Origin of the sequence: Amycolatopsis sp. A1MSW2902, assembly GCF_017312175.1 — a bacterium.
GTDB lineage: Bacteria > Actinomycetota > Actinomycetes > Mycobacteriales > Pseudonocardiaceae > Amycolatopsis > Amycolatopsis nivea.
This window is the reverse complement of record NZ_QJPO01000001.1, coordinates 7,957,516-7,976,208: the sequence shown is the minus strand read 5'-3', so window position 1 is coordinate 7,976,208 and position 18,693 is coordinate 7,957,516. Positions and strand designations below refer to the sequence as shown.

Sequence of the window (18,693 nt, the reverse complement as noted above, 5' to 3'; positions counted from 1 at the left end):
AAGTCGGCAAAAAGTTGTCACCCCCGGGGTGCCGGGTTAGCTTTCCCCCGTCGCACTTCCGGGCTGAGGAGTTCCGCATGGGGGAAGCATCGCGTCGTGCCGTCTTGAAGGGCGGCCTCACTGTCACTGCCGTAGGTGCGTTGGGCTTCGCCACGGCGAAATCCGCGGCGGCGGTCACCGCTCCGGTCATCCATTCGACAGCCGAGTGGAACGCCCGGCCCGCGTCGGGCGCGATCGTGGTGGAGAACCACAAGCCGACGTACATCGTGGTGCACCACACCGTCGATCCAGGCAACAACACCGACTACTCGCTGGCGCACGCGCTGCAGATCTCGCGGGACATCCAGAACTTCCACATGGACACCCGCGGCTGGATCGACACCGGCCAGCAGTTCACGAACAGCCGCGGCGGCTTCGTCACCGAGGGGCGGCACCGCAGCCTCGAAATCCTGCGCGGCGGGACGCAGCACGTGCAGGGCGCGAACGTCGCGAACCACAACAGCGAATGCCTCGGCATCGAGAACGAGGGCCTCTACAGCACGGTCGACGTGCCGGTCGCGCTGTGGGATTCGCTCGTGCAGCTGATCGCCTACATCGCGCACCAATACGGCATCACTCCCGAGTTCATCAAGGGCCACCGCGATTTCAACTCGACCGAGTGCTGCGGCCAGGTGCTCTACGACCGGCTCCCGGAGCTGCGCAAAGCGGTCGGCCAGCAGCTCGGCCTGTCTGTCGCGCGCCTTGACGCACCGGAGTGGCCGCTGCTCAAACCGGGTGACACCGGGCCGCGGGTGATGACCGCGCAACGATTCCTGCGCGCCGCCGGGTTCGCCGTGCCCACCGACGGCGTGTTCGGCAAGGCGACCGCGGCCGCCGTGTCCGCGCTGGCCGCTGAGCACGGGCTTTCCCGCGACAGCTGCACCGCGGCTCGCGCCAGCGACGAGTCCGCCTACCTGGGCTCGGACGTCTGGCCGCTGATCGTGCCGGCAGACCGCTCGACCGCCGCGTGGCGCACCGAGCTGGCCCGCTGACCGGGGACGCCTCACGTGTGCCAGCGAGGGCGGCACGCGTGGGGCGTCACAGGCCGGACAGGAACGCCTCCACCGCGCCGCGATAGGTCTCCGGCGCCTCGGCGTGCGGCAGATGCGCCGAACCGGGCACGACCAGGTGCTTCGCGCCCGGTACTCGTGCCGCCACCTCGGCTTGCTGGCCAAGCGGCATCGCGGTGTGCTCGCCCTCGACCAGCAGCAGCGGGCAGCGGATACCGTCCACAATGGACCAATAGTCCCGGCGGCCCCATTCCGCGGCGATCTCGTACAGGTTCTCCAGGTCGGCGATCAGGTGATAGCCGTCGTCGCGTTCCTCGACGCATTCGGTGAAGTAGTCGCCCGCGGCTCCGAAGAACTCGCGCACGTGGGCCAGCGATTCGAACGGCACCGGCCAGCTCTCGAAGTAGCCGCGCCAGGCCTCGACGGTGCGTCCGCGCTGGTCCGGGGCGAAATCCTCGCTGACCACCGCGCGCACCAGCTCCGGGTGCTTCGCCGCGGCGGCCCACGCGTGCAGCCCGCCCATCGAATGCCCGATCAGCACGGACGGACCAACGTCGGCCAGCACGTCCGCGACGTCCTCGGCGAACTGCTCGGTGGTCCACGGACCGGTGTGCGGCGCGCGGCCGTGCCCGCGGGCGTCGAGGGCACGCACGCGGCCGTACCGCTTGAGCCATTGCGCGACCGGCCACCACGTGCGAGCGCGGCCCATCAGCCCGTGCAACAGCAAGATCGACACGCCAGGGCGTTCGTCGCCGCCGAAGTCGATCAGGCCTGGTCGCATTAATCCTCCCGGGTTTTCCCGGCTACCTCATCACAAATCTGCCCCTAGGGTGAAGGAATGCGCAGCCGTCAGCCCGCCGTCCTCGCCCTCTTCGGCGTGCTTGCGCTGTCCGCGTGCAGCCCTGCCGAACCCGCCGCTCCACTGCCGCCGATGCATCCCGCACCCGGCGCGAACAGCGCGGGCGACCCGTATTTCCCCGACGACGGCAACGGCGGGTACGACGCTCTGGACTACCACGTCGACGTCAGCTACGACCCGCCGAGCGGCCGCCTCGACGGCGACACCACGGTCGCCGCGAAAGCCACCCAAGACCTCAGCCGCTTCGACTTCGACCTGCGCGGACTGGACGTCGCCTCGGTAGAGATCGACGGGAAACCGGCGAAGTACAGCCGGGAGAAGAACAAACTCGTCGTGACTCCGGCCGAACCGCTGCGGTCGGGCTCGACGTTCCGGACGCGCGTGCGCTATTCGGGTGTTCCGGCGAAAACCCCGCACGACGGCGGTTCGGAGAACGGCTGGGCCCGCTCCGAGGACGGCGGCGCGTACCTGGTCGGCGAGCCGCATTCGGCGTCGTTCTGGTATCCGGTCAATGAAACCCCGCGCGACAAGGCGACCTTCACGCTGACCGCGCACGTGCCCACCGGCTGGACGGTGCTGTCCAACGGCCGGGAAAAGGGCACCAGCGCCAAGGACGGCAAAACCACCACGACGTGGGCCGATCCGAATCCGGTGGCCAGCTACCTGACCACGATCGCGATCGACAAATTCACCGTCCAGCGGTCCACGCTCCCGGACGGCACGCCGATCGTCTCCGGCTACGCCCCTGGCGCCGAGGCCCGCGAGGCCACCGGCGACCGGCTGCCGGAGGTGATCTCGTTCTTGGAGAGCAAGTTCGGCAAGTACCCGCAGAGCGCGGCCGGCGGGATCTACCTCGACGAGGACATCCATTTTTCCCTGGAAACGCAAACCCGTCCCACTTATGCGAAATGGGCGGAAATCCTGACCCTGGTGCACGAGAACGCGCATCAGTGGTTCGGCGACTCGGTGTCGCTCAACTCGTGGGCGGACATCTGCCTGAACGAGTGCTTCGCGTCGTACGCGCAGTGGATGTGGGGCGAGCGCGAGGGCCAGAACCTGGACGACCGCTACCGCGCGGCCGTCGAGATCACCAAGGGCAGCACGGATTTCTGGGGCCAGAAGCTCGTCGACATGGGGCCGGAGCACCTGTTCGAAGGCGCGTACGACAAGGGCATCCTGGCGGTCCACGCGCTGCGCCGGGAACTGGGCGAGCCGGGATTCGAGAAGGTGCTGCACGAGTGGGTGGGCGAGCACCGCAACAGCAACGCTACGTGGGCGGACTTCGAGAAGCTCGTGTCGAAGGTCGCCGGACGCGACTTGAGCGGGTTTCTCAACGACTGGTTCCACGGGTCGAAACTGCCGTCGGACGCCGATCTCTATCCGGGCGGGTTGCGGCCCTGACTGCCGAGCAACGACCTGGTCAGACTGCTGCGGGAGTCGCGACCGTGCCGACCAGCCCGAGCTGGACGACGTCCGCCGCCTCGTCCGGGCCGACGGCGACCGCCACCGCGCCCAGCTCGTGCTGTTTGGCCGTGACCAGCATGCCGACCAGGTCTTCATGGCCGCGGGCGAGGCCGAACCAGCCGGTGGCTACTTGACCCCGACGCGGGATCGCTCGCCGACGAAGTCGGTGCCATAAACTCGAGCCATGGCAGTGGTCAAGATCAACGCAATCGAGGTCCCCGAAGGCGCCGGCCCGGAGTTGGAGAAGCGGTTCGCCGCGCGGCTGCACTCCGTCGACAACCAGGAGGGCTTCCTCGGCTTCGAGCTGCTTCGCCCGGTCGCGGGCGAGACGCGCTACTTCGTCTACACGAAGTGGGAGACCGAGGAGCACTACCAGGCCTGGGCGGGCGGTCCGGCGCGCGAGGCGCACGCGGGCGAGCGCAAGAACCCGGTGTCGACCGGTGCGAACCTGCTGGAGTTCGAGGTCGTGCAGGCATCGAAGCCGGGTGAATGACGAACTCGCCCGCGCCGCTGAGCTGATCTCGGGTGCCGGCGCGCTGCTCGTGTGCGCCGGCGCCGGGATGGGCGTCGATTCTGGTCTGCCCGATTTCCGTGGCGGGGAAGGGTTTTGGCGGGCTTATCCGCCGTACGCCGGGCTTGGGCTGCGGTTCGAGGAGCTGGCCGACCCGCAGCATTTCGCTTCGGACCCGGAGCTGGCCTGGGGTTTCTACGGGCACCGGCTCGACCTGTACCGGAGGACGGTGCCGCACCGCGGGTTCGGTCTGCTGCTCGAACGCGGGCTCGCGAAGCCTGGCGGCGTCCGGGTCTTCACGTCCAATGTGGACGGACAGTTCCAGGCGGCTGGCTTCCCGCACGTCGCCGAGGCGCACGGGTCGATCCACCATCTGCAGTGCCTGGCCGGATGTTCGCGGGAGATCTGGTCGGCCGCGGACGTCGCGGTCGATCTGGACGAGGCGACCATGCGCGCCCGGCCGCCGTTGCCGTCGTGTCCGCGTTGCGGCAGCCTCGCCCGGCCCAACATCCTGATGTTCGGGGATTTCGACTGGGTTCCGGACCGCAGTCAGGAACAGCTCGACGAACTGGCGGCGTGGCGGCGCGCGCACCGTGACGCGGTGGTGGTCGAAATCGGTGCCGGACAAGCGGTTCCGACCGTGCGCCGGTATTCCGAACTCGCCAGCGCGGCCACGGGTGCGCTGATCCGGATCAATCCGCGCGAACCGCAGATCCGCCACGGGCGCGGGATTTCGATCCCCGCCGGCGCGCTGGAGACGCTGGTCAAGCTCGTTTGAGCTCCAGCAACGGGAACGGGCGGCCGTCCGGATCGGTCTCCTGCCTGCCGACTACCTCGAACCCGTGGTGCAGATAGAAGCCGACCGCCTGCGGGTTCTGCTCGTTCACGTCCAGCGTGAGGCCCGGGAAACGGTCCAACGCCGCCCGCAGCAACGCCGACCCGACCCCGCGACCGCGGAAATCGTCGTGCACGAACAGCATTTCCAGCTTTCCCTCGGCGATCCCGGAGAAACCGGCCGCGATTCCGTCGACCTCCGCCACGGTCAGGTCGACTTCCGGGAAGTAGACCGGGACACGCGTCGCGTAGTACTCGACGTCCGACGGCGCCAGGAAATGGTGCGTCGCCTCGACCGCACTGCGCCAGATTTCCAGCAGCCGCGGGTATTCGGCTTCCCCGCTGCTCGGCCGCAAGGTCGTCATGGCAGCTGCACCTCCGCGTAAACCGCCCGGTGATCGCTTCCGGGCACATCGAACACTTGGTAATCCCGGATCGCGACCCGGCGGTCCACCAGCACGTGATCCAGCGGCACGAGCGGGACCGCCGACGTCGACCAGGTCGGGATCAGGCCGTCGCCGCGCGCCTCCGCCGCGTCGACGTACCCGCGCGACAGCACCGTCCGCAGCGCGGCGTGGTCGAGGGTGGCGTTGAAATCGCCTGCCACGACACGCAGGCCGTGCTCGCCGATGGCGCGCGACAGGTCCCGCATCTGCTGCTCCCACTGGTAATACCCGGAATCCGGCGAACACGGATGCGCCGCCACGATCTCCAACGTCGTTCCGCCGCCGAGATCCGCCGCCGCGCCGGGCTGATTCTGAACCGAATCACCAGTGTAATCCTGCTCGGCAAGCGGATATCGCGAAACGATGCCCGAACCGTCCACACCGGACGCCGGATGGAGCACGCGGTACGGCAGCGTCTGGAAGAGCCCGGCCTTCTCCAGTCCGGACATCGCGGCGGGCGTCATCTCCAGCAGGTTCAGCACGTCGACCCGCTGCTCCCGGACCAGCCGCACGAGCGCCGCGGGATCGGCCTGGCCGAGGTAGAGGTTGGCCGCCAACACGCGCACCGTCTTCCCCTGCGCCGCGGGCTGGTCGTCGGGCATCACCCGCGGCGCGACGAACACCGCCAGCAGCGCGGACAACGCCAGCGCGACGCCGCCGACCCACCAGCGCCGCAGCACCAGCGCGAGCGCGGCGAGCAGCACGCCGTAGATGACGACGTACGGGGTCAGCGCCAACAGCGCGGTCAGGTACCAGCTGCTGCCGTCCCAGCCGATCGTGCGCAGCAAGGCCACTGTGAACAGCGGCAGTCCGACCAGCACGAGCAGGCCCGTGACCAGCCGGGTTCGCGTCCGCGCCTCCATCACCATGATCCAGAGTATGCCGGGCAGGCGCTGACAGGTCCGTGTCAGCGCCGTGTGCGCGGCTTGCCAGCGCCTCCGTCCACTGTGTGCTTGAGCGACACAGGAGGAGGCGTCATGTCGCACGCGATCCAGGCCGAGGGCCTGGTCAAGCATTTCGGGGAGACGAAGGCGCTGGACGGGGTGGACCTCGAGGTCCCGTTCGGCAAGGTGGTCGGGGTGCTCGGGCCGAACGGCGCGGGCAAGACAACCGCGGTCCGCATCCTGGCGACCCTGCTGAGACCCGACGCGGGCCGGGCCACGGTCGGGGGTTACGACGTGGTCCGCGACCCGGTCCGGGTGCGCGGGCTGATCGGGCTCACCGGGCAGTACGCGTCGGTGGACGAGGACCTGAGCGGCACCGAGAACCTGGTGCTGATCGGGAAGCTGCTGAACCTGTCCCGGGCCGACGCGCGGGCGCGGGCGGCCGAACTGCTGGAGCGGTTCGAGCTGACCGACGCGGCCAAGCGGCCGATCCGGACGTACTCCGGCGGCATGCGGCGCAGGCTCGACCTGGCGGCGAGCCTCGTCGGCCGCCCCGCCGTGCTGTATCTGGACGAGCCGACCACCGGACTCGACCCGCACACACGCAACGAGGTGTGGGCGGTGGTCCGCAGCCTCGTCGCCGACGGCGCGACGGTGCTGCTCACCACGCAGTACCTGGAGGAGGCCGACCAGCTGGCCGACCGGATCACCGTGTTCGACCACGGCCACGTGGTCGCCGACGGCCGCGCCGACGAGCTGAAGCGGCGGGTCGGCGGGCAGACGCTGCAGGTGCGGCCGACGTCGCTGAGCGACCTCGACGAGGTCGACCGCATCCTGGCCGAGCTCACCGGAGCCCGCCCGGTCCGCGACGACGCCACCGGACTGCTGACCGCGCCGGTGTCTGACCCGGTGCTGCTGTCCACGCTGGTGCGCCGGCTCGACTCGGCGGGCATCACCTCCGACGAACTGGCGCTGCGGCTGCCCAGCCTCGACGAGGTGTTCCTCGCCCTGACCGGACACGCCGCCGAAGAGCCGAAGCCCGAACGCGAACTCGAAGGGAGCCGGTCGTGACCACCGCGACCGCCGTGGCGGCCCCGCCCCGGCACATCAGCCCGGTCCAGGGCGCGAAGCACGCGTTTTCGCTTGCCTGGCGGGGAATCCTGAAGATCCGCAAGAACCCGGAACAGCTGGCCGACGTCACGCTGATGCCGATCATCTTCCTGCTGATGTTCACCTACCTGTTCGGCAACGCGCTGGGCGGTTCGATCGAGAACTACCTGCAGTCGTTCGTGCCCGGCCTGATCGTGATGAACGTGCTGCAGGCCTCGCTGACGGTCGGCACCCAGCTCAACACCGACATCACCAAGGGCGTCTTCGACCGCTTCCGCTCCATGCCGATCGCCCGCTCGGCGCCATTGGTGGGCGCGGTGCTGGCGGACCTCGTGCGGTACGTGGTGTGCCTGACGGTGCTGCTGACCGTGGCGACCGTGATGGGCTTCCGCGTGCAGACCGGTCCCGGGGAGTTCGTCCTCGCGATCCTGCTGGCGATCGCGTTCGGCCTGTGCTTCTGCTGGGGTTCGGTGTTCGTCGGGATGCTGATGAAATCCCCTGGCGCGGCGCAGGGCGTGATGTTCGTCTTCATCATGCCGCTGACCTTCGGCAGCAACGTGTTCCTCCCGACGGCCACGATGCCGGGCTGGCTCAAGGCATGGGCGGACATCAGCCCGGTGAGCCTGATGTCCGACGTGATGCGCGGCCTGCTCAACGGCGGCGCCGCGTACGGCGGCTCCCTGCTGGGCGCGCTGGCGTGGATGGCCGGTGCGGTCGTGGTGTTCTTCCCGCTCGCGACGTGGGCCTACCGCAAGCGGGTCTGAGGGCGTCCCGCACGGGGGTGTGGACGCTGTGGGTGAGTGTCTGTGTCCGGGTTCCACAGCCGGACACAGACACTCACTTTTTTGTGGCGAGCAGCCGGCGCAGTGCGGTCGGGGTGTGTCCGAGGTGCGCGCGCACCGTTCGGCACAGATGGGCCTGATCCGCGAACCCGAGGTCGGCGGCGAGGGCGGCCAAGCTGGGTTCGCCCGCCTCCAGCCGGTCCAGCGCGCGGGTCACGCGCACGCGATTGCGGTACCGGGTCAGCGACACTCCCAGTTCGCGGGTGAAGGCCCGGCTGAGCCGGTAAGGCGAGACGCCCAGCAGGGCCGCCAGCGGAATCAGGCCGTCCGCCGCGGGATGATCGTCGCCGATCGCGCGGCGGGCTTGAGCTGCTAGCGCACGGTCGCCTGCCCGGCCGCCGTCCGGAGCGACTGTGGCCACGACCTGCCGGACCACCGCGGCTATCAGGCCGAGCAGTCCTTCGGTCGCTGCGTACTCGGTATCGGCGGCGCGGGTGGCGGCGAGCAGCCGACGGTGGGCAAGGTCGAGTGTGCCGTCCACGTACAGCGTTGAACGCTCCAGCAGCGGTGCGTCGCCGGCCAGGGTGCGCCAGAACGCGGGCGTCAGGGTGATCGAGGTGCACTTGTCACCGCCGACGGGATGGGCGAAGTGCTCCTCCTCGCCGGGCATCCCGAGGTATCCGACGGTGTGGTCGAGGTCCGCGCAGACCCCGCGGACCCGGCGGCGGAACCCGCCGCGGCGCACGAGCACGAGCCGCACGTCCTCGCGCGGCCGCTCGGCCGACCAGCCGCGGTGATCGTCCCGGCAGTCCGCCGTGCCGACGGCGAACTCCGGGCGCGTGGCGAGATCGACGAAGGAGAGCACGCCCGGAGGCTACGGCGAGGGTCTGACAATTCCGCAAAAATCTTCAAGACGCGAGCGGCTGGGACCGGGCAGGCTGGCACATCCATTGCCACCGCACGAAAAAGGGAGCAGGAGACATGGCGTCCATCCGCGAAGAAGCAGTGATCGAGTCCAGCGCCGACGACGTGTGGGAGGTGATCGGCGACTTCGCCGCGGGTCCCCGGCGGATGGCGCCGGGGTTCGTGCTGGACAGCCGGGCCGAGGAGGACTGCCGGGTCGTCACCTTCGCCGCCGGCACGGTCGTCCGGGAACGGCGGATCGGCGTTGACCACGACATCCGCCGGATCGTCTACTCAGTCGTCGGCGGCGACGTCCAGCCCGAACACGACAACGCCTCTATGCAGGTACTCGAAGATGGCGAACAGCGGTGCCGGCTGGTGTGGATCCGCGACGTGCTGCCCGACGAACTGGCCGCGCCGATGAGCAAAACGATGTCGGCCGGTCTGGAGGTGATCAAGCGGACTCTCGGTCGCCCAGGCTCACCCGAGTGAAGCCCCCGAGAGGTGGCCGGTCAGCCGCTCCCAGTTCCCGGAGCCAATGGCCGCCTTCTCTTCCTCGCTGAACGGTGCCTTCTCCAAGAACGACCGCGCGACGCCGCCGCTCGTGTCCAGGTAAGGAAATCCGCCCGGCCGGGTGCCGAAGGTGTACGGATAGTCGGTCGAATAGAGCATCCGCTCCGTCCCCACTACTTCCGCCGCCCAGCGCAGGTAGCGTTCGCTGACCGTTCCGCTCCCCGCGATCCAGAAGTTCTGGCGGAAGTAGTCGGCCAGTGGCTGCCGCAGCCCGGCCATTTCCCGCAGGAAGCCGACGTGGTCCAGGTAGAACAAGACCACCTCGCCCCAGTGTCCGGCGATCACCTGCAACTCGGGGTGCCGGTCGAAGACGCCGGAAAAGATCATCCGCAGGTACTGCACGCCCAAGTCGTAGTACCAGCCGAGTCCGGCGGTCGCCAATGCCGCGCCGACGCCGTTGGGCAGGTCCGAGTAATACGCCTCTTGTACCGCCTGCACCGGCACTTGGGGATGGAAGTGCAGCGGGACGCGAAGTCGTGCGGCGGTTCCGTAGAGGTCGTCGAATTCCGGGGCGTCGGCCAGTTTGTCGCCGGTGCGGCCGTAAAGCATCGCGCCGCGGAAACCCAGGCTGACCGCGCGTTCCAACTCCTCAGCGGCGGCTTCGGGCGAGGACGTCGGGAGCGTGGCGAAGGCCTGGAATCGCGTCGGATTGGCGGCGACGATCTCGGCGAGTGCGTCGTTGGCCTCCCGCGCGACGGGCACGGCGTCGGCGGCCGGAAGGTTCTGCACGCCGGGCGTCGACAGGGACAGCACTGCGACGTCGATGCCCTGGTCGTCCATGTCGGAGAGACGTCCCTCGCCGACGTCGTGCAGGCGGCGCGTGACCGGATGGTCGTCGGGATAGCCGTGCGGCTTGAGGCCCGCCTTCGCCCACGCGTCGTGCAGGACAGGCAGGACCACGTGTTCTTCCAGGGCGACGATGCGCATGACAGCTCCTCTGCGTTTCCGGTGATACCCAACAGAGCGTATCACCGGAAACATCAGTGGAAGCAAATTTTAGTTATCGTCGATAACAGGCGAGCGCTCCGCCCGGACCGCCTCGATCGCCTCCGCCCGGTCCAGCTGCGAGGTCTCGGCCACGAGCGCCTCGTATCGCTCCTCGCCCAGCTCCCGGGTTAGGTTCTCGATCAGCTCCCGGACCTCCGGGCTTCCCAGGTCAAACCGGCCGCGCACCACCGCGCTCAGCGCCAGCAGCCGGGCCGACGACTCCAGCCGCCCCTGCTGGTACCGGATCCGCGCCGGCAGTTCGACCATGGCAGCCAGGTCCGGCATGTCGAAGCGCCTCGCCGCCTGCTCGACCACGCCGAACACCGCTGGCTCCGCTTCGTCCGGGCGGCCTTCGGCGAGCAGCAAACCGGCCTCGATGGTGCCGAGCCATTCCGCCTCGAAACCCTCCGGAGTCGGCCAATCCGCACGCGCCGCCTTCATTTCCCGGAACACCTCGCGCGCCTCGGCGACATTGCGCTCACGGATCAGCAATTCGGCACGGCCGAGCAAGACGATCAGGCGCAAGCCGTTGTTGACGCCGGCAGCCGCGTAGCGTTCGGCGGCTTCCATGTCCCGCCACGCGCCTTCCTGATCTCCGGAGCGCGAACGCTCCACCGCCAGCCGCCACCACTGCTGCACGATGTCGTCCCTTGACCGCAGCTCCATCACCAGCCGCAATCCCTCGGTGTACCCGGCGATCGCGCCCTCGTGGTCGCCTGCCTGCGACCGCGCCGCGGCCCGGAACCCGTGCGTCATCCCGAGTCCCCAGCGGTCGCCGACTTCGGCGAAGCCCTGGTGGGCAAGCTCTCGCGCCCGGTCCGCGCTCCCGAGATCGCCGGTGTCACCGAGGACGAAGCTCTCCGCCCAGTGCCCGGCGGCGCGGCTCCAGACGTCGTCCCGCGCGACGGCCCTGCGGATCTCGCGCAGCGCCAGGTCCCGCTCGCCGTTGAGGTACGCCACGATCGGCAACCCCACCCACAGCCACGGATTCCGGTCCGCGGCGCCGGTCCGCACGCATTCCTCGATCAGGTCGGGGACGTCCACCTTCTCTTGCGGCCCGGCCATGACCCGCATCAGCACCTGGATCAACCGCAGGCTCGCCGCCACGTCCGGCGGCAGCTCGCCGCTCAGTTCGAGCACCTCGTCCACGAACAGCGCGCCCCGCTCGTTCTGGCCGACGATGTTGAGATACCAGAACAATCCGAACAGCAGCCGGGCCGCCGCTGCCGCGGAATCGGACTCGATCGCCGCTCGCAGCGCGGCGTTGAAGTTATCGCTTTCGTGCTCGTACACGTCGATCGCCTGGAGCTGGTCCCGTCCGCGCAGCAACGGTTCGTTGCGGTCGGCCAATTCCGCGTAGTAGGCGACCATCGCCTCCCGCATCCGCTCCCGTTCGCCGGATTCGGCGAGCCGCTCGGTCGCGTAGGCGCGCAGGGTTTCCAGCAGGCGGTAGCGCATGCCCACCACGTCCACAATGGACTTCTCCACCAGCGAACCCAGCACGTACACGATGTCTTCCGCGGGCAGTTCCTCGTCCGCGCAGACGTTTTCCACCGCCTCCTCGGAAAAACTCGCCGCGAACACCGCGAGCCTGCGCGCGAGCCGGACCTCCGCGTCGCTCAGCAGGTCCCAGCTCCACTCCACCACCGCGCGCAGCGTGCGCTGGCGCGGCAACGCCGTGCGGCTGCCGGAGGTGAGCAAGCGGAACCGGTCGTCGAGCCGTTCGGCGATCTGTTCGGCGGTCATCGACCGCAACCGCGCGGCGGCAAGTTCGAGCGCCAGCGGCATTCCGTCGAGCCGGCAGCAGATCTGCCGTACCGCGTCCACTGTGGACTCGTCGAGCCGGAACCCCGGCCGTACCGCCATCGCGCGGTCGAGGAACAGCCGGACGGAATCGAGCGTGCCGACGTCCGAGGGCGGCGCGGCCTCGTCCGGCACCGGCAGCGGACCGAGCGGGCACAACGCTTCCCCGGTGATCGCCAGCGGCTCCCGGCTCGTGGCGAGCACCCGCAACGCCGGCAGCCGGCGCAGCAAATTCTCGGCCAGTTCCGCAGCGGTGTCCACGAGGTGTTCGCAGTTGTCCAGCACCAGCAACGCTTCCGCGCCGCCGAGCGTCTCCACCGCGTGCTCGAACGGATCGACCTGCCGGCGCCGCGCGTCGGTCTCCGTCGTCCGGATGTCGCGGACCTCCAACGCGTTGAGCAGCGCGGTCAGCACGTCTTCCGCGTCCCGCACACCGGCCAGCGGCACGAACCACACCAACCCGCGCGAGTGCGCCGGATGCCGCGAAGCCGCCTCCGTCGCGAGCCGGGTCTTGCCTGCGCCGCCTGGGCCGACAAGCGTGACCAGCCGGGATCCTTCGAGCAGCTCGGCCAGCAGCTTCAGCTCGTCGGTGCGGCCGATGAAGCTGGTCAGCCGCTGCGGCAACCGGTCGACCACCGCGGCGACCGGCGTGTACTCGCCGCGCAGCGCACGCAGATGCACTTCCTGCAGTTCCGCCGACGGGTCGACGCCCAGTTCGTCGGCCAGCGTCGTCCGGATCGCGGAATACGCGGCGAGCGCGTCGGCCTGCCGTCCGGCCGCGGAAAGCGCACGGATTCGCAGCCCGGCCAACCGTTCCCGCAGCGGATGCGCTTGCGCGGCGGCGGTGAGTTCCGCGAGCACGTCCGCGTGCCGTCCCAGCCGCAGCTCGGCTTCGAACCAGTCCTCGGAGGTCTCCGTGCGCCGCTCTTCCAGCAGCGTCGCGGGCGCGGCGGCGAACGGCGCGTCCAGCACGTCCGCGAGCGCCGGTCCGCGCCACAACGCGAGCGCGGCGGCGAGCGATTCGGCGGCGGTGCCGTCCCGGCCAGCGGCAAGTTCCCGGCGCCCCTCGGCGGACAACTGCTCGAACCGGTGAAGATCCACCGCTTCCGGCGGCACCGCGAGCCGATAACCGCCGTTGACCGACTCCAGCTCCGCCCCCGCGGGCCGCAGCACTCGACGCAGCCGCGAGACCAGCGACTGGAGCGCATTGGCCGCGTCCGCCGGGGGGTCCGCGCCCCACAGACCGTCGATCAGCGCCTCGGCGGGAACCGCGCGGCCGGCGTCAAGCGCGAGCCGGGAAAGGAGCATGCGAAGGCGGGCTCCGCCGATGTCGATCGGCGTGCCGTCCTCCCCCTCCGCTCGCAGCGGGCCCAGCAGCGCGACGCGCATGAGGTCCACCTTTCCAGACAACGCCCTCGCCGTGTCGGGGCCCGACGTAAGTGTGGACTTTCGGGACAAACTGCGGCCAAAGCGGTTACTGCCCGGCTTCCCGGCGCTACGTTGCGGAGGATTCACCCGCAGACACAGGAGCGCCCATGAGAGCACTGCACCGCTGGCATCGCCCGGCAGTGACCGTCGCAGCCACCCTCACCGCTTTGACGCTCGGCACTGGGATCGCGTCGGCCGGACCGGCTGGCTGGGACAAGCCCACGCCCGGTTCGGACGGCGCGGGGGACAGCTACTACCCGCAAGACGGCAACGGCGGGTACGAGGTCTCCGACTACGACCTCAGGGTCAACTACGCTCCCGACACCCACCAGCTCGCCGGTGTCCAGACGGTCCACGCGAAGGCGACCCAGTCGCTCAGCTCGTTCGACCTCGACCTGCGGGGCCTCACCGTCGACGCGGTCCGGGTCAACGGCATTCCCGCGAAGTTCACCCGCACCGGCGACCACGAACTGGTGATCACGCCGAGGCTGCCGCTGTGGAAGGGCCTTCCGTTCACCACGGAGGTCGCCTACCACGGCGTCCCGGTCGCGATCGACGACCCGAACCTCGGCAAGAACGGCTGGCAGTTCACCAAGTCCGGCGGCGCGTTCGCGGCGGGCGAGCCGAAGTCGGCCACCACCTGGTACCCGGTCAACGACACCCCGCGCGACAAGGCGAAGTTCCGGCTGTCGATCACCGTCCCGAACGAGTGGGGCGTGATCGCCAACGGCCGCGAGGTCGGCAAGTACCGGACGCGCGCGGGCACCACGCACGTCTGGGCGGAGGACACCCCGACCGCGCCGTACATGACCACGGTCGCGATCGACAAGTGGACCTTCAACCAGCGCAAGCGCACGGACGGCACCCCGATCGTCAGCGCGTACGCGCCGGGCACCACCGACGCTACGAAGCAGGCCGACGCGCAGCTGCCCGAGGTTCTCGACTTCCTCGAATCGAAGTTCGGCAAGTACCCGGTGGACGCCGCGGGCGGCATCTACCTGACCGAGCCGATCGGGTTCTCCCTCGAGACGATGAGCAGGCCGATCTACTCCGGCCGCGCGGGCAACATCGGCACGATCGTGCACGAGAACGCGCACCAGTGGTGGGGCGACACGGTCGCCGTCGACCACTGGAAGGACGTCTGCCTCAACGAATGCTTCGCCTCCTACGCGACCTGGCTGTGGGCGCAGAAGAACGGCACCGACCTCGACGCCAGGTACCTCGACCAGGTCGCGTCGGCCAGCGATTCGTTCTGGGCGGGCAAGCTGTACGACATGGGTCCCGGCCACGAGTTCACCTACGTGTACTCCAAGGGCCCGGTCATGCTGCACGCGCTCAGCAAGTACATGGGACAGGACGCGTTCGACCAGGTGCTGAAGACCTGGAACCGCCTGCACCACGACGGAAACGCGAGCATGCAGGACTTCCAGAAGTACTGTGAAAAGGTGTCCGGCATGGACCTGCAGGGCTTCTTCGACGCGTGGATCTACGGCAACGGCAAGCCGTCCGACGAGTACCTCTACCCGGGCGACCTGAAGCCGGCCGCCAAGTGACGGTTCTGCTGACCGGGTTCGCGCCGTTCGACGGAGCGGCGACGAACCCTTCTTGGCAGGCGGCTTCGCTGGCAGCGACGCGGCGGACGGACACGGTGGCGGTAGAGCTGCCGTGCGAGTTCGACGCGTCGCTGCCGGCGCTGCGGGCCGCGATCCTGGCGCACCGGCCGAACCTGGTCGTGTGCGCCGGGCTGGCCGGCGGCCGCCAGCACGTCACGCCGGAACGGGTGGCGATCAACCTGATCGACGCCCGGATCCCGGACAACGCGGGCGCGCAACCGGTCGACGTCCCTGTGGTCGAGGGCGGGCCGTCCGCGTACTTCACCACGCTGCCGGTGAAAGCGGCGGTCGCGGCGATCGAGTCGGCGGGGCTGCCCGCGGCCGTGTCGTACACCGCCGGGACGTACGTGTGCAATCAAGTCTTCTACGGCCTGATGCACCTGATCGCGACGGAGTTTCCCGGACTGCGCGGCGGTTTCGTGCACGTGCCGGAGGAAGCGCGGATGCCGCTGGACTCGATCGCGCGAGCGCTCGAGATCGTGGCGGACACCGCGCTGACCGTGCACGAGGACGTGGCCACGTCGGCAGGCACCCTGCACTGAGCCTTATTCGCCAGGTTGGACGGTCTTCTCGAAGAACTGCACCAGGTCCTGTGGCCGGCGGCTGGTGTGCGACGGGCTGGTGTCCATCACCGTGCCGACGACCGGAATGCCGTCGGCCTGGTAGATCAGCAGCCCGAGCTTCGGCCCGACTCCCGCGACGTAACGGCCGCTCAGCCCGGTGCGAGTGCGCCAGGTGTCGGTCTCGATGCGGCCTGCCATGTCCTTGCGCGCGCTCGGCTCGACCTGGGCGAGGGTGAGCCCTTCGTGGAACGCGACGGTGGTCTTGTCCGGGAAGCGGCACAGCGCGCTGCGTGCCGCGCCTAGGGCTTTCGCCAGTTCCGGGTCGTCGGAACAGGTGGCGCGGGTTTGGATGGTCGGACCGGCCAGGCGGCGGATGCACTTCGTGAGGCCGTTTTCGCCGGGGAGCGCTGGTTGTGAACCGGCGCAGGTCGTGGTGTTTGGCGGGACGACTGGTTGGTTCGCGGCGGGTTTGTCGTCGCCGCGGGTGGCGAGGACAGCGGTCACGATCCCGGCGACGACGAGCACGGTCAGGGCGATCGCGCCGATGACCAGCGGTTTGCGGGACTTCTTCTGGTGCGGCTGTTGCCATCCCGGCGGGGGCGGCATGGGTGCCGGAGGCCGCTGGTTCAGTTGCTGAGCAGGCTGTTGCTGCATGGGCTGTTGCTGCACGGGCGGCCAAGATGCCGGCGCAGGCGCGGGCATGGCCGCTGCCGGACGCACGTCCACGTGATGCAAGCCGAACGCGACCGCCGTCTCCGGCTGGTCCTCGGTAGTCGGCACCACGCCCAGCGTCGACCCGACCAGCGAAGCCAGCAACGGCATCCGGCTGGGCCCGCCGACGAGATAAACGCCCCCGAGCCGATCCGGCGTAAGCCCGGCCCGCGCGATCGTAGCCGCGAGCATTTCCGCACTGCGCAACAGATTCGGCCGAACCAACGCTTCCAATTCGGCGCGGGTGACGAGGACGTCGCCGAACGGATCCGGCATCGGCACCTCAGTGTGCGCGTGCCGGGAAAGACTTTCCTTGGCGTCGCGGACGTCTTGGAGCAACACCCGCCGCAACCGCCGGTCACTGGTCGTCTGCGGACGAAGAAGCCGTTGCCACTGTGCCGGATCCGCGTGCGACACTGACCGTCCAATGTGGACCAGCAGGGCTTGGTCGATGTCGAGACTGCCGAGATCCGGCAACCCGTCCTCCGCCAGAACCGCGGTACCCGCGCCGACGACCGCACAGTCGAACGTGCCCGCGCCGAGGTCGTACACCGCGATCGGCCCGCTAGGCGCACCTGTTTCGCGGAGAGTCGCGTAATGCGCCGCCGCCGCGACCGGCTCCGGCACCAACCGCGCCTGAACGAACCCGGCTTTCCCCGCCGCCGCCCGGAGCGTCTGCTGCCGCTGCGCACCCCACCCGGCCGGATGCGACAACCGCACCTCATCCGGAACCCCGGAAAGCTGCCGCTCGGCTTCCTCGCCCATCCGCCGCAACACGGCAGCGAACGCATCGACGACCGGCACCGGCCTATCGCCGAGCAGCAGCTCACCGTCGTCGATCCGCCGCTTGGGATTAGGCTCGAACCGGCTGGGATCCAGCCGAGCCCGCCGCTCCGCGTCCTGCCCGACGACGAGCCGCCCGTCCTCCTCCGCGTACACCGCGGAAGACATGGTGACCGACCCGTCAACCTCAATAGCCCGCGGCCCGCGCCCGAAGGCCGCCAAGACGCCGACCGTGCTGGAAGTACCGAAGTCGATCGACAGGACGTCCACGCAGTTCCCCTCCCCAAAACCCCACCGCATCGTCTCATGAGCGGTACCAGGGCGCGGAAAAGACCACGCGTTGAACGCACTGAACGTGATCGAAAACCAACTCGGCCTGAGCGCCTACCCCTCGAAAACCTCCGCCGGAAAAGGCGTCTCCCGGTCCTCCAGCAACCGCACGTAAAAGGCGTTCATCTCCACCGCCACCGCGGCATGGCGAGCCACCACTTCAGCGACCGGCGAGGGCAACGAAAGCTCCCCGGCAGCCGCGCGGCGGACCGCGGTCAGGCGGCTCTCTCGGTCCCACGTCCCGCACACCTCGGTCACCAGCCAGTTCACCAGATACATCGACCCATAAGCCCGGTCATGCCCCGCATTCAGCTCCGCGAACGCCATCTCCTCCGCGGTCAGATCGAACCGGCGCGCGAAGGACAAGCCGAAATCGGTCAGGACGAACCGCTCGCCGTCGGTTAGGAAGTTCTCGAAGTGGTTGTCGAAGTGCAGAACTCCCTGTGCACGAAGGAACGAGAGCGTCTCGGCGACCTGCCCGGCAAGGCGCTCGACCTGATCCAGATGGCCAGGCAGCCACCGATGCACATCGGTCGGGAAATACTCGCAGAACAAAACAACACTCGACGAAGCATCCCGCAATTCCGTGAGTCGCTTACGGACCGCCTTGGAGCCGCCCCAGTACTCGACATCTTCTTCCAACGGACGGTCTGGCACCCGGCCCGAGGGGACTGGCAGGATCCGCCAATGGTGCAGCAGTGGGAAGTTCTCGCACGCACCACTGAGGACCCAGCCGTTCGCCATGGTGTGCAGCGCCAGTTCTCGCCACGCCGAGCCCTCCGGCGAACCTAGGCCGTAATGGCAAAAGGCAGGCAGGCCATAGAGATTGGCCGTCGAATGCGGATGCTGCCGCTCCAGTGCGGTGAGCGGAACCCGCTTCGCGAAGACCGGGACTCCGTCGACATCCAGCCGGGCACCGGTGCCGCCGATTCCTTCCGACAGCACCTCGGCGGATTCCAGCCGTTCGGTGAGCTGCCGGTCGCTCAGCAGCGAAAGACCGGTGCTCGCCGTGGCGTGCCGCGAGATTCTCGAAGAAGACCCCATAACCCGACGATAGAGA

18 protein-coding genes are annotated in these 18,693 nt (G+C 69.1%); 9 read left to right on the top strand and 9 right to left on the bottom strand.

The genetic code is table 11. The features are described 5' to 3' along the window. Positions 1-77 precede the first annotated feature (77 nt). Positions 78-1,031 carry a peptidoglycan recognition protein family protein gene (locus DMP23_RS37270; protein ID WP_336156686.1) on the top strand — a complete coding sequence of 318 codons (954 nt, stop codon included), beginning with the start codon at positions 78-80 and terminating at the stop codon, positions 1,029-1,031. A 46-nt stretch (positions 1,032-1,077) separates the two neighbouring features. Here the strand turns inward: DMP23_RS37270 and DMP23_RS37265 are convergent, their stop codons facing one another. Continuing rightward, complete coding sequence (locus tag DMP23_RS37265; protein WP_337823829.1) at positions 1,078-1,830, bottom strand: alpha/beta fold hydrolase; 753 nt, start codon at positions 1,828-1,830, stop codon at positions 1,078-1,080. Between the two features lie 57 nt (positions 1,831-1,887). On the opposite strand from DMP23_RS37265, the gene DMP23_RS37260 reads away from it, so the two are divergent. Next, complete coding sequence (locus tag DMP23_RS37260) at positions 1,888-3,309, top strand: M1 family metallopeptidase (protein ID WP_337823828.1); 1,422 nt, start codon at positions 1,888-1,890, stop codon at positions 3,307-3,309. Positions 3,310-3,328: 19 nt separating this feature from the next. Here DMP23_RS37260 and DMP23_RS37255 read toward each other — a convergent pair whose 3' ends face one another. Further along, positions 3,329-3,451, bottom strand: coding sequence for a hypothetical protein (locus tag DMP23_RS37255; RefSeq protein ID WP_337823827.1), 123 nt, complete (start codon positions 3,449-3,451; stop codon positions 3,329-3,331). Between the two features lie 105 nt (positions 3,452-3,556). On the opposite strand from DMP23_RS37255, the gene DMP23_RS37250 reads away from it, so the two are divergent. Continuing rightward, complete coding sequence (locus tag DMP23_RS37250; protein ID WP_037808215.1) at positions 3,557-3,865, top strand: antibiotic biosynthesis monooxygenase family protein; 309 nt, start codon at positions 3,557-3,559, stop codon at positions 3,863-3,865. After that, positions 3,858-4,661: an SIR2 family NAD-dependent protein deacylase gene (locus DMP23_RS37245; RefSeq protein ID WP_337823826.1), complete on the top strand. Its 804-nt coding sequence runs from the start codon at positions 3,858-3,860 to the stop codon at positions 4,659-4,661. The genes DMP23_RS37250 and DMP23_RS37245 overlap by 8 nt, the downstream gene beginning before the upstream one ends. On the opposite strand, the gene DMP23_RS37240 is transcribed toward DMP23_RS37245, so the two are convergent. Further along, a complete protein-coding gene (locus tag DMP23_RS37240; RefSeq protein WP_134728463.1) occupies positions 4,648-5,082 on the bottom strand; it encodes an acetyltransferase in 435 nt (144 codons plus the stop codon). The two genes, DMP23_RS37245 and DMP23_RS37240, sit on opposite strands and share 14 nt — an antisense overlap. Next, entirely contained in the window at positions 5,079-6,032 is a 954-nt protein-coding gene (locus tag DMP23_RS37235; RefSeq protein WP_337823825.1) for an endonuclease/exonuclease/phosphatase family protein, read from the bottom strand. The genes DMP23_RS37240 and DMP23_RS37235 overlap by 4 nt, the downstream gene beginning before the upstream one ends. 108 nt (positions 6,033-6,140) lie before the next feature. Here DMP23_RS37235 and DMP23_RS37230 point away from each other — a divergent pair, with 108 nt between their 5' ends. Then, positions 6,141-7,118 (top strand): ATP-binding cassette domain-containing protein, encoded by a 978-nt coding sequence (locus DMP23_RS37230; RefSeq protein WP_337823824.1) that lies wholly within the window; start codon positions 6,141-6,143, stop codon positions 7,116-7,118. Then, complete coding sequence (locus DMP23_RS37225) at positions 7,115-7,921, top strand: ABC transporter permease (RefSeq protein ID WP_037808218.1); 807 nt, start codon at positions 7,115-7,117, stop codon at positions 7,919-7,921. Before DMP23_RS37230 ends, DMP23_RS37225 begins: the two co-directional genes overlap by 4 nt. Before the next feature lie 73 nt (positions 7,922-7,994). Here the strand turns inward: DMP23_RS37225 and DMP23_RS37220 are convergent, their stop codons facing one another. Next, the gene (locus DMP23_RS37220) at positions 7,995-8,804 is read right to left on the bottom strand and encodes a helix-turn-helix domain-containing protein (protein WP_337823823.1); all 810 of its coding nucleotides are present in this window, start codon (positions 8,802-8,804) and stop codon (positions 7,995-7,997) included. Positions 8,805-8,920: 116 nt separating this feature from the next. Between DMP23_RS37220 and DMP23_RS37215 the strand changes: the two genes are divergently transcribed. Then, positions 8,921-9,334 carry an SRPBCC family protein gene (locus DMP23_RS37215; RefSeq protein ID WP_337823822.1) on the top strand — a complete coding sequence of 138 codons (414 nt, stop codon included), beginning with the start codon at positions 8,921-8,923 and terminating at the stop codon, positions 9,332-9,334. Here DMP23_RS37215 and DMP23_RS37210 read toward each other — a convergent pair. Both DMP23_RS37210 and DMP23_RS37205 read right to left on the bottom strand, forming a co-directional pair. Further along, positions 9,323-10,342: an amidohydrolase family protein gene (locus DMP23_RS37210; protein WP_337823821.1), complete on the bottom strand. Its 1,020-nt coding sequence runs from the start codon at positions 10,340-10,342 to the stop codon at positions 9,323-9,325. The genes DMP23_RS37215 and DMP23_RS37210 overlap by 12 nt on opposite strands. A gap of 69 nt (positions 10,343-10,411) precedes the next feature. Then, positions 10,412-13,594 carry a BTAD domain-containing putative transcriptional regulator gene (locus DMP23_RS37205; protein WP_337823820.1) on the bottom strand — a complete coding sequence of 1,061 codons (3,183 nt, stop codon included), beginning with the start codon at positions 13,592-13,594 and terminating at the stop codon, positions 10,412-10,414. A gap of 146 nt (positions 13,595-13,740) precedes the next feature. Between DMP23_RS37205 and DMP23_RS37200 the strand changes: the two genes are divergently transcribed. Next, positions 13,741-15,186 (top strand): M1 family metallopeptidase, encoded by a 1,446-nt coding sequence (locus DMP23_RS37200; RefSeq protein ID WP_337823819.1) that lies wholly within the window; start codon positions 13,741-13,743, stop codon positions 15,184-15,186. Then, on the top strand, positions 15,183-15,788 hold the full coding sequence (gene pcp, locus DMP23_RS37195) for a pyroglutamyl-peptidase I (RefSeq protein WP_337823818.1): 606 nt from the start codon (positions 15,183-15,185) through the stop codon (positions 15,786-15,788). Before DMP23_RS37200 ends, pcp begins: the two co-directional genes overlap by 4 nt. 3 nt (positions 15,789-15,791) lie before the next feature. Here pcp and DMP23_RS37190 read toward each other — a convergent pair whose 3' ends face one another. Beyond that, positions 15,792-17,573: an Hsp70 family protein gene (locus DMP23_RS37190; protein ID WP_337823817.1), complete on the bottom strand. Its 1,782-nt coding sequence runs from the start codon at positions 17,571-17,573 to the stop codon at positions 15,792-15,794. 114 nt (positions 17,574-17,687) lie between these two features. After that, positions 17,688-18,677: a hypothetical protein gene (locus DMP23_RS37185; protein WP_337823816.1), complete on the bottom strand. Its 990-nt coding sequence runs from the start codon at positions 18,675-18,677 to the stop codon at positions 17,688-17,690. Positions 18,678-18,693: the final 16 nt, after the last annotated feature.